This window comes from Mesorhizobium sp. M1078, assembly GCF_040318615.1.
Lineage (GTDB): Bacteria > Pseudomonadota > Alphaproteobacteria > Rhizobiales > Rhizobiaceae > Mesorhizobium.
Genome location: NZ_JAMYMP010000067.1, coordinates 1 through 11,049 on the forward strand (window position 1 = coordinate 1; position 11,049 = coordinate 11,049).

General features: G+C 60.1%; 11 protein-coding genes. 8 read left to right on the forward strand and 3 right to left on the reverse strand.

The features are described from left to right. The first annotated feature begins 155 nt into the window (after positions 1-155). From NKH38_RS32625 to NKH38_RS32655, 7 genes are all read left to right on the forward strand, one after another. On the forward strand, positions 156-2,930 hold the full coding sequence (locus NKH38_RS32625) for an SPM autocatalytic domain-containing protein (protein WP_352765599.1): 2,775 nt from the start codon (positions 156-158) through the stop codon (positions 2,928-2,930). A 130-nt stretch (positions 2,931-3,060) separates the two neighbouring features. Beyond that, positions 3,061-3,384, forward strand: coding sequence for a hypothetical protein (locus tag NKH38_RS32630; RefSeq protein WP_352765603.1), 324 nt, complete (start codon positions 3,061-3,063; stop codon positions 3,382-3,384). Positions 3,385-3,666: 282 nt separating this feature from the next. Further along, a complete protein-coding gene (locus NKH38_RS32635) occupies positions 3,667-4,176 on the forward strand; it encodes a transglycosylase SLT domain-containing protein (protein WP_502896696.1) in 510 nt (169 codons plus the stop codon). A 98-nt stretch (positions 4,177-4,274) separates the two neighbouring features. Beyond that, complete coding sequence (locus tag NKH38_RS32640) at positions 4,275-5,474, forward strand: ABC transporter substrate-binding protein (protein WP_023729552.1); 1,200 nt, start codon at positions 4,275-4,277, stop codon at positions 5,472-5,474. Positions 5,475-5,487: 13 nt separating this feature from the next. Beyond that, positions 5,488-6,201, forward strand: coding sequence for a thermonuclease family protein (locus NKH38_RS32645; protein ID WP_245264002.1), 714 nt, complete (start codon positions 5,488-5,490; stop codon positions 6,199-6,201). Between the two features lie 165 nt (positions 6,202-6,366). After that, positions 6,367-7,119 (forward strand): GGDEF domain-containing protein, encoded by a 753-nt coding sequence (locus tag NKH38_RS32650; protein WP_023754503.1) that lies wholly within the window; start codon positions 6,367-6,369, stop codon positions 7,117-7,119. Positions 7,120-7,902: 783 nt separating this feature from the next. Then, positions 7,903-8,136, forward strand: coding sequence for a hypothetical protein (locus tag NKH38_RS32655; RefSeq protein ID WP_348524906.1), 234 nt, complete (start codon positions 7,903-7,905; stop codon positions 8,134-8,136). 69 nt (positions 8,137-8,205) lie between these two features. Here the strand turns inward: NKH38_RS32655 and NKH38_RS32660 are convergent, their stop codons facing one another. The 3 genes from NKH38_RS32660 to NKH38_RS32670 all read right to left on the reverse strand — a co-directional run bounded on the left by NKH38_RS32660 (position 8,206) and on the right by NKH38_RS32670 (position 9,015). After that, on the reverse strand, positions 8,206-8,451 hold the full coding sequence (locus NKH38_RS32660; protein WP_023670916.1) for a hypothetical protein: 246 nt from the start codon (positions 8,449-8,451) through the stop codon (positions 8,206-8,208). Between the two features lie 98 nt (positions 8,452-8,549). Beyond that, on the reverse strand, positions 8,550-8,777 hold the full coding sequence (locus NKH38_RS32665) for a hypothetical protein (RefSeq protein ID WP_245263537.1): 228 nt from the start codon (positions 8,775-8,777) through the stop codon (positions 8,550-8,552). Then, entirely contained in the window at positions 8,770-9,015 is a 246-nt protein-coding gene (locus tag NKH38_RS32670) for a hypothetical protein (protein ID WP_023729558.1), read from the reverse strand. The genes NKH38_RS32665 and NKH38_RS32670 overlap by 8 nt, the downstream gene beginning before the upstream one ends. A gap of 229 nt (positions 9,016-9,244) precedes the next feature. Here NKH38_RS32670 and NKH38_RS32675 point away from each other — a divergent pair, with 229 nt between their 5' ends. Continuing rightward, entirely contained in the window at positions 9,245-9,757 is a 513-nt protein-coding gene (locus NKH38_RS32675) for a response regulator (RefSeq protein ID WP_352446253.1), read from the forward strand. Positions 9,758-11,049 lie beyond the last annotated feature (1,292 nt).

An 11,049-nucleotide genomic window follows, 5' to 3' on the forward strand; every position in this document is an offset into this window, starting at 1 on the left:
GCAGCCTCAACGGTTCGACCTTCCCGGGCGACCACGGCACGCTGCTGATCACCGGCTACAACGCGGTAACCGGCGTAGCGACCTACCAGTACACGCTGACCAGTCCGACCACGGACGTTCCCGCCGTCACCGAGACCGAGACCTTCTCGCTCACCGTGTCGGACGGCACCTCCTCGTCAGCCCCGGCGGCGATCGTCATCGATATCGTCGACGACGTGCCGACCGCCAACAATGACACCTGGGGCCTGACCGTCACCGGCGCGACAATCCTCACCGGTCTCTTGACCAATGACGTGTTTGGCGCCGACGGCGTCGACACGGACAATGCTCCAGTCGCCGGTCAGGTAACTGTCACCCAGCCGGGGCACGGCACGGTTACCTACAACAATAATGGGACATTCACCTACACACCGACGAACGGATACAATGGCGGGGATTCCTTCACCTATACGATCAAGGATGGCGACGGCGACACCTCGACAGCCACCGTATCGCTGACGGTGAACACCAATGACCCACCGGTTGTCGCCAACACCGAAAACTGGATGCCTAGCGACCCGGCGCAGCAAACTTCGGGTACGCCGAACTATCCCAATGGGTATCCTCTGCTGATCACGACCCCTACGGATGCAGATGGAGACAACCTTATCGTCACCGCGACGGGCACGATCCCGACCGGCGTGTTCTACTACAACGGCTCGAGCTATGTCGCCCTGACAGCCGGCACGGTGCTCTACAATCCGTCCGCCAGCATCAACCGACTCGCTGATCTGGTCTACCGGCCAACTGCAGCGGTCACCGATACGGTCAACACCAGCTTTTCGCTGAATGTCTCGGATGGCACCATCACGACTGTCCAGACGGTCGGCATCCACGAAGTCCCGCCAACCAGCGTTCCGGGGCCAACTGGCAACATCCAGGGTAGTCAAAACAGCCCGCTGACGTCTGGCAATGACGCAGATGCAGACTTTGTTCTGAATGCATCATTCGTGAATGCCGTAAATAATGATCCGTCCGCTGGCTCGATTACTCTGCAAACCGATTTCCAGCATCGGTCCGGGTACTCCGTTCCAATCCAGGCGGGAGATCAGAACGGCAACGATCTCGAAGCCCAAGTCAATGTTTACATCTACGTAGACGGAATCAAATTCCAGGCGGTATCCACGACCGACGGGAATGCGAATACGTGGCTGTTCGACGGTCAATTGATGAAGACCGTCGTCGACTTCGATACAATAATCAATACGACCAATCCGTCGCAGACGCTCGCCCAATACATAGCTCTCAATCCTGTCGCTGCTGGCGAAACCTGGAACATCCAATACGATGACATCACCCCAGGTAACGAACAGGCCCGGATGCTCAACTTTGGTTTGGAGGTGTTTGACCCCGGAAATCCTGGCATAACCGTCAGCGGCAACGCCCTGCTGGCAGATCAGATATATGGCGGCTCCGGCAGCGATACTCTGTCTGGCAACGGCGGAAACGACATAATCGTCGGCCGCGGAGGCAACGATCTCATCGACGGCGGCGCCGGCAATGACCTGCTTACTGGAGGCCTCGGCAAAGATACGCTGACGGGCGGTACCGGCGCCGACACTTTCGTGATCGGAACTGGCGACTCGACACCGGTCATCGGTGGGTCGGCTGATGCCGGCACGATCTCAGGCTATGACACCATCACCGACTGGGGCGTTGGCGGAACAGCGGACAAGCTCGACTTCAGCGTCGCCGCAATTGCAGCTGCCACCACCACCGGGTTCAACGGCACCGACTCGGCCTTGACGTTCGCCGGGCAAACGATCAAGTCGGACGCGATCAGTGCAAATGGCATCATCACTTTCGATGACGCAAACACTTACGCAAATGCGCTGAGCCTCAACACGGCAGGCGGCGTGGCAGCAGCAGTTCAATATCTGATGGCGAACGACATTGGTGGCGCTGGCACGACCGTGGCCTTCGTTGGAAACGGGAATACCTATGTCTATGAGCAGACCACCACCAATGCCGGTGGCACATTGGTTCAGCTGACGGGCGTCGCCATTGCCAACCTCAATATCCTCATCACGAATGGTGCCGTCGATCCCATCATCCTCGACCTCAACCATGACGGCTTCGCCTTCTCCGACCTCAACCACGGTGTCCAGTTCGACATCAACGGCGACGGAACGAAGGACCAGGTCGCCTGGAACACGTCGAACGACGGCATGCTGGCCATCGACCTCAACCATGATGGCAAGGTCGACGACGGCACTGAACTGTTCACGCCGAGCTTCGGCGGCGGCCACTTCGCCAGCGGCGCGGCGGCACTTGCCTCGCTCGACAGCAACCATGACGGAGTCATCGACCACAGCGACGCGGCATTCGACAGCCTGCTGATCTGGAAAGACGCCAACGCCAACGGCATAAGCGACGCCGGGGAGTTGTCGAACCTCGCCCATAACGATATTACTTCGATCAGCACGACAACGACATCCGCTGTCGGCGAAATCGATGGGCAAACCGTGACCGGCAATGGAACCTTCCAGATGGCCGACGGGACGACCGGCAACTACGTCGAGGTCGAGCTCGACACTTCGCTCGCCGCCCCGGCGCAGCCGGCCATCGCTTCCGACGGCAGCAAGACCTTTGCCATCGGCTCGCTGGAGGTCGCCGACCTGATCGCCGACTTCCACGATGGCGACAAGATCGATCTTTCCTCCTTGCTCAAGGGCCTTGCCGGCGTCACCGATCTCGTAGGCGACGGTTTCGTGGAGATCGCGCAGTCCTCGGCCAATGCGGCCAATGCCGAGGTCAAGGTCGATACCGACGGCGGCGGCGACAACTATCATACGGTCGCCGTGCTGGAGAACTACACCTTCCACAGCGCCGCCGATGCGGTCAAAATACTCTACGATGACAGCCACGGCACCAAGACGGACGTGGCCTAGCATTTTGCAGCCAAATGGGAACATTTGGCGTTCGCATAAATGCGGCAGAACAAATGACAAGGGCGAAAGGGACGGGGTGAGAAGCATGAACAGAATTTTGCGAGTGGCTTTCGGAGCCGGGCTGCTGTCGATGTGCGTGACAGGACTTCAGGCCGCCGACATCATCGACGGGCCGGTGGCCGACTATTGCCGGACCGTCGGCACATCGAACCTGGTGCTGACCGACAACATCGTCGATCTCAAGGCCGAGGTGGTGAAGCTGATGGACGAGTCGGTGGCCGTCGCCAACAGCTCGGAATGGATCAATTCGTCCCGTCCTGCCATCGTCTGGGCATCGGAAGCCAAGGTCGCCTGCGGCATGGCCTATGGCTACCTCAAGACGAACTACAAGGACGAGGACACGCTCAACAAGTGCGAATGCTTCCACGACCGCATGGTCGAGTACATGAACTGACCGGAAGGGATCCGGCAGTGCCGGTTGGCTGACCCGATGGTCGGCGGACGATTGACGAGGGCGATCGCCGGAGCGATCGCATTGACCGGTTTTGGCCAGCTTGCCACTCAAGCCTGCGCCAACTGGCTGGAACGACCTAGCCTGGAGAGACCAGCACCGTTCGGCTTGAGGCGGCCGGTTCGCTGCGACGCCGCCTCCGAATGGACGCGCGAGACATTCAAGGCGTTCGCGACGTGCCAGGCATCGCTCTACGGCCTGGAGCCGGTGCTGGCGCACGCGGTGATGGAGATCGAAAGCGGATTCGATCCCGATGTGCACGGCGCCGATGGTGAAGTCGGGTTGATGCAAGTGATGCCGGCGACGGCGCGAATGCTTGGCTTTCGATGCTCGCTCGACGAGCTTGGCGCGCCGGCGACCAACATCGCGCTCGGCGTCAGATATCTGGCGCAGGCAAACAGCCTTGCCGCAGGCGATCTCTGCACCACCGTCATGAAGTATCGTGCCGGGCACGGTGAAACCCGGTTCTCCGAACTTTCGGTCCGCTACTGCCGGCGTGCGCGTGCAATCCTGGCGAGAGAAGGTTTTGCGGTGGCCGGGCCATTGCCGGTGGCGACGTTCGGATTCTCCGCATTCCCGACAGCAGGAGAGGATGGTGCCCCTGCCCCGGCGAGGCGTATTTGTGTGCGCCGGCTGTTCGTGCCGGGCCCGCGATACATGAAATGCACGGACTATCGAAGCGCCGGGCAAGCCAGAATGATCAAGGCGCTCCGGGCAAGACTTTTCGACGGCTGAGCCATAATCCAGCAATTGCAAAGACGGCGAGGCAAGTCTGCCGTAAGATGAACGGATGAGACCGGGACAAATACCCGGCGGGATATGAGGGAGGCATCATGGATTCTGGCCGGCAGCGACACGGTTCGTGGACGTGGGCGATCGTCTTTGCGTTAGCGGGCATAGTGTCGGGCTGCCAGTCGAAAGGCAGCGTCTCGGACGCGCTCGACCAGGCGGCGATCGCCGCACCCGGAGCGCCGGCCGCCGGCACCGCTGCCAGCCCGGCCCAAGCCACGCGATCGCTCGGCACCGGGTCGACGAAGGTCACGATGCTGCTGCCTTTGTCGGCCCCGGGCAACGCCGGCGAAAACGGCCGGAAGATGCTCGATGCGACCAAGCTGGCAATGGCCGACCTTGGCAGCGCACTGCTCACGGTTACGGTCGAGGACACCCAGGGCGACAGCGCGCACGCCAGCGAATTGGCTGTGAAGGCGATCACCACTGGAACCAAGATCGTCATCGGCCCGGTCGAACTCGCGGCCGCGCAGCACATAGCCAAGCTGTCGGGATCGAAGCGGCCGCCGGTGCTGGCGTTGGCCGACAATTTCGCTGGCGGCCCAGGCGTCTATGCGGTCCGCCTCAACGAGGCCGACAGCGCGGCCGCGGGCGCAGCCGGCCTGGCGGCCAAAGGCAGCAAGAAGTTCGTGTTGCTCGTTGCGGCAGGAGCGAATGCCGGCGCGGTTGAAAAGCGGGTCGCCAACAGCCTCAGCATCTATGGCGCGACGCTCGCCGTCACCATTCCGTATCCGGCCGGCGATGGCGGCACCAAAGTGGTCAATGATATGGGCTCGCTGGTCGAGGCTCCCGATGCCATCATCATCGCCAGCGGCGACGACAATCCGGCGCAGATCCTTGCGGCGCTCAAAACGAAAGGCATTCCTGGAAAAGCAATTGCCGTCGTTGGAACCAACCGCTGGCTGGAACATCCGATGGAGCCGCTGTTTGAAGGCTCCTACATCGCCACGCTCGACCCAACCGAAACCGGCCCGATCGCCGACCGCTTCAAGACGACCTACAATTATCCAGCCGACGCCAATGTCGCCTACGCCTATGATATGGTCGCCCTGACAGCAGGAATTGCAAGTTCGGCCGGGCCTGACGGCTTCAGCAAGCAGGTGCTCGAGAATCGGAGCGGATTTCGCGGATCGACCGGCCTGTTCCGGTTTCGGGCGGATGGCTCCAGTGAGCGATCCATGCCCTTCTATCAGGTTCAAAAGGGTGCACTCAAGCTGGTCGCCAAATCGACATCGGGGTATTGAGGGGCAAGGAACCTTGCTTGAGTTGATGGGCTGGCTGAGGCACAATCGCTTGATAGCGCTCGGAAGCCTGCTCCTCCTGGCCGGGGTCTTGTTGATCATGCGGGCCGCCGATCTGCTTCCCATCGATCGGCCGATACCAGCGTCGCGTCAATCCATCGACGATAGCCAGCCACTGCGACCAATTGCGACCGTCGCCAATACGCCATGGCGAGGACGGGCACGCAAGATTGCTCAGGACCTTATCGCGCCGCCACAGCTTGATCCGGCGCAAATCGAACGGGTCGAGCCGCGCCCGCCGCTCAGCGACCTTGGTCTGGCTTCGCCTGCAGGGATGCGAATGCCAAAGGATTGGAAAGAGGTCCTGCTGTACCAACCGGTTGCCACCTCGTCGGCAACCTTCGAATCGATGGGGCGCAAGGTAGCCATCAGCGGGATCCAAGGCATTGACCTGGATGAGACCTGTTCCTTTCGTGGCATCGCCTGGCCTTGCGGCCAGCGTGCGCGCGCGACGTTCAATTCCTGGCTGCGCGGCCGGGCGCTGAAATGCGTCGTGCCGCCGGAAATCGATCGTTTTGCCATTGCGGCACCGTGCAGCTTGGGCAAGCAGGATGTCGGCGCCTGGCTTGTTTCCAATGGCTGGGCGACGGCCCTGGCGAGTGGCATCTACGGCAAGGCGGAGGCAGTGGCCAGAGACGCGCAGATGGGGATATTCGGTCCGCCGCAATAGCCGATAATTCGGTGTCGTTGCTTTTGCCACCGTAGCCTTGCTTTTGAAGGGCTGATTTCGGGCCGATGGTAGGTGATTGCGCCATTACTAAAATTGTATGTTTCCTCGAAACTGAAAGTGCAGCACCTTGGCCTTATGACAGCCGATCAGGCGGGAGATTGGCTAATGATGACACCAATGGCGAATAGCTCGCCCCGGCAATGGAAAGATATCGCATGGCTGACTGCCCTGGGATCGGCGGGAATTCTGCTCCTCTCGGTTGGCCTAAATTATCTGCTTCTGTTCTCGGAAGCCTTGACGCCCTTCGGCCGCAGCATGGTCACTGCGATCCTGTTGCCGGTCATCGTCGGTGGCCCACTTTTCCTGTTCATTGGACTGCAGCGGACCGAGCTCGTCCGTTATCGAAGAGAACTCAACAAGTCGGCGACCTTTGACAGCCTGACAGGCTGCCTCAACCGGACAGTCTTCACGTCGATGGTTGAAAGGAGAGCAACCAGGCCGGAATCGTCTGGTCCAAGATCTGGCGCCTTCCTGGTCATTCATCCCGAACACATCAGGTCCATCAATCTGCGCTTCGGCCTTGGCTGGGGTGACGAAGCCTTGCGGCTCATAGCCTCGACCATCCAGTCATCGGTACGCAAGGAAGATCTGGTGGGCCGGATCGGAACCTCCATGTTCGGGGTCTTTCTGCCCGGTGCGACAGAAGACGACGCCAGGGAGATCGGCGAGCGTATCCGGGCGCGCGTGGCCCAAGCCTATTTCGCGCCAAAAGGAACCGCGGACACGCTGACCATCAGCGTCGGCGGCGTGGTGTTTGAAAACGAGTTGGAATTCGAGGACATGTTCCGATCGGCGGAATCGCTGTTATCCGGCGTGGAGCACCAGCCTGGACTTCAACTGTCGCACCTCCACAACTAGCTGAGACGATTCGTTGCCGGAGGAACACCGCCGCAAATATGTCTTGCCGCACGGCTGCGACAGCGATCATCTTGCCCTTGTTGCCAAACCGGACGATTGACCCATGGGGCGGTTTCAACCCGTGGGAGGTCTGGCTCCTGACGGTGCTGATGGCATCGGCCGCGCATCGCTGGCAGTATTGCCGGACCGATCAAGTTCTGGTTGCCGCTGGTTGCAGCAACCTTGATCGCCTTGATGGCCGGCTATCGGACCATGCTGCTGCCGCCGAACTCCTGACAGGTCGAGACACCCGCCGCGCGAGTAGCATCAGGTTCGGCGCTCAGGGCACGAGCGACAAAGCTTGAGGGCGCACAGATAGCAGCTGGATCCCCACGGCTCTCTCTTCATCCGTGGGGATCACAAGCACGTCGACGTCGGAACCAGCAAGGCTGATGACCTCGTCGCCTCGTCCATTCAGCTTGTGGTCGATATTAACCGCAAGCCAGCCGGCCACAGCCCCGGCCCTCTCTCACAGTTCGAAGGCGCGTTCGATTTCGCCGTTGATTTGGTCGGCAGGGATGCCAGGCTTCTCGGCCGCTGTCGTCAATTGGTCTGCTAAGTCGCTGGCGGCGATCGGATCGCCCCGCGTCACAATCGCGGCGCGGAGGGGTTTTATTAGCTCCCCCTCATCTTGACGCCGGCGCCGGCTGCTCCAAAGTCTTGGGCATCGCTCGGGGAAGTATCAAAGTTGGCGACGAGGTCGCAGTCACGGCGATTGTGCGCGGCCGGGTGACGCCCGATCGCATGAGCGTGACGATCCCCTCCTACGACTTCCCGCATTCTGTTGTCGATTCGACTTGGAAGACTGTGATTGGCCAGCATATGGAATTGATCGGCCCTGTCACACGCATCGACGGGGACAAGGTAACCGTCAGCCTCCGGCCATTGGTGACTGTCGAGGCCGAGCACGTGCGCCTTGTCGAAAGACATGTGGCACTTCCACGCGGGCGAAAAAAGTCGCTGGTTGACAAGGCTTAAACTTCGTTGCCGACCCCAGGAACAGCCCACTGAAACTTTCTCCTTCACATCGGCTCTGGTCGCCTCCCGCTAGCTGCCGGCGCGTTGCGATATCGGCACAGTAGACGGGTTGGCATTTTCCGAACTTTCCGCCATGTCGTCGCGATGACGTTGGCGAAGGCGCTTCAGCAGATCGCGTGAGGCTTGAATCGCCCTGCGCGATTGATCCATGTTCTGGCGAAACGTGGCGCGTTCCTCCATGGACTTCTGCCACTTCAGCAAGGTGGCCGTAGTCGCAGTAGCGGCTTGAGCGATTTCTATGGGCGTTGCAACCATCGCATTCTCCCTAAAAAGGCAATGGTAAACGCAATCTTTATAGGCCCAACGAAACCCTTCTCCAATTAAAAACGACCATACGGCATACGGCAAAATGGCTATTCGTCGGGGCGCTCGACGGCAGCTTCGTCGACCTCGGCCTCCATCTCGTCGTTGACGGTCTTGGTCTTGCCAAAACCGTCCATCGCCACACCGTCAAAGCCCTGCAGCCACGCGTCGGCATGTTCCTGCCAGTAAGCTGGCACCTCACGCTCCTTGCCATCCTTGCGCGCTTGGGCGCCGTACATCCAGGCGTAGGTGGCGCGTTCCTGATCTTTCTTAGGCATGGCCATTTGCATCATCCTCCCGGAAATCCAGCAGCCTTGCGTGCCGCAGCTTCTCTTCGCCTTTGAGGGTCTCGACCCAGCCAACCAGTCCGGGCTTCAGCCACTCGGCCTTTTCCTTTTTATGTCCCTTCGGGACCGGGCCGCCAACCTTGCCCTGGACACGATCCCAAAGCGCTTGCCGCTCATCGGCATTGAAGTTGACGAGTGCGCCGCCTTTGTAGAGGCCCTTTTCAGCCATGATCACCTGGGTAGCTTTGCCGCGCTCGCGCTGTGCACCGTGATTTGCATTTCCTTTTCCTCAAAGCACTTGATCTTGCGCCAAGCGCTCGTTTGCCGCTGCGATATGGACTGCCCTTGAGCTTCGAGACCATGCCTTCTAGCCCGTCTCGTCGACCAGGTGGCAAACGGCGTCACCAGTGCGGCATCGCTCCGCTGAATTGAATGCGCCCGCCGGCAGGGATCATTTCGTGCAGGATCTCGCCGCGATCTTCGGTCGGCATCCCGCGCAGGTCATGATGCTTGGAACCCTGCCGGTTGCTGACCGTTCTCCGTCAATGGAAGCCCCGAACCAACAGAGCCAAACGATCCTCGTGGTTGACGGCGACGTCATCGCCCGATGCGTCATCGCGGACTATCTCCGCCACTGTGGCTACAGGGTGATTGAGGCCCATTTCGCACGTGAGGCGCAGCAAGCGTTGAACTATGCGGAGTTCGGTGTGGACACCGTCTTGTGTGACGTTGACCTGCCGGGCAACATGAACGGGTTCCAACTGTCGAAGTGGGTTCGCGAGAACAAGCCCGAGGTCAAAATAGTGCTTTCTGCCGCAGTAGAACGAACTGCGATCGCGGCGGGCGACCTTTGTCAGCAAGGCCCGCACCTTGCGAAGCCGTATGAGCCGGCCAACGTAGTGGACCATATCAGGCGACTGCAGCGTGTTTGGAGCTTACGATCCAGGAACCCTGGTGCAAAGCGCAATTGATCTCTGTCCAGACGCCGAGAGGCTCGTCTGCATACCAATGGTGATTTAGCCCTGCGAACTGGACGCCGCTCAAAGGAAGAACGGCGTATAAGCCGCAGTCCTGCGTGCGGCCGCAACAGTGGACGGTTGTCGCGCGCAGGACGGAGGAAATTCGCCCTCCTGCCGCGGGCGGTGAACGGGATACCGTAGGAGCGTCAGCATAGCGCGGGCCACAGGACGAGACGCGGCACCGACTGTCCCGTCCGGAAGTCCGGATGTTTTGGCGAGGCCGACCGGCTGAGATCGTGCGCATTTTGGTTCTCGACGGTACGGCCGCTGATCGGCGATGATGCGAGGACCGAGTTGCCCGGAAGAAATCGATCTGGTCTTGCACCTTTTTTGCTTCCTCATTCGCGGGGCAGCTTGTGATTTTCCAGCCTGACAGACCCTCCCCTGTCTATAAGAAATTTCCCGACGCATGAGCGCACGTCCAACACAGTGCGGGCTCCAATGCTCACCGGCTGCGCGAGAATGGTAACCACCTACCTTGAGGGGAGCGCCACGTGCGTATTCAACGATGCAGGCGCTGCCAACCTCGGCATCCCCGGGAATAGCAGGCTTATAAATGAATATATCGTTGATCAACGCTATCGGCGCAGCCGCCGGGAGATGGACAGACCGCGTTCCAGCTAGGGGGATCGATGTTCCAGGCTAAAGGCATTGGCATGCCCGAATTAGAAAAAAGACCTGAATCCCGTAAAGCAGCAACAAAATGCCGAAAGCTATCCAGAAGCCGGGTCGCGTAAGCAATGCCAGATCTTTTCTTAGCTGCTCCATTCACATCAACTAACATGGCCAAGCGTCGTTCCCGTCCGCTGGGGACAAATTTCAACTAAGCTGATAGGCTTCGTCGCATAATGGCCGCGCCACTGCGGATCGAGACACCTCAGCGCCCCGCATGAGCACGCGCAACTCGATCGGAGGCGCAAGAAGAAAGTTCGGAACGGTTCCAAGAACCCCAAGCAAATTGAGCGCCGCAGCGGACGATAAGGTTCACGCATATCCCGGCGAACATCCGCACAGCAATGGTCAACATCAACGGCAGAAGGGCGTCCGAAAAGAAACGCATCTCTGCGTCACCGCCTCATCGAGAGTCACCGCAGCGGCATCCTGAATACAGGTCGGCGATCCGAAGAGCATGCATTGCGCAAGGTTGTGTGCGTCAAGTTCTGCAAAATGGGGCGGCCATGATGCTGGTCATGCGGCTTGGCGCAGAGCGAGCTTCTTGTGCTCGCGCAGGTCGTCCATGTTGA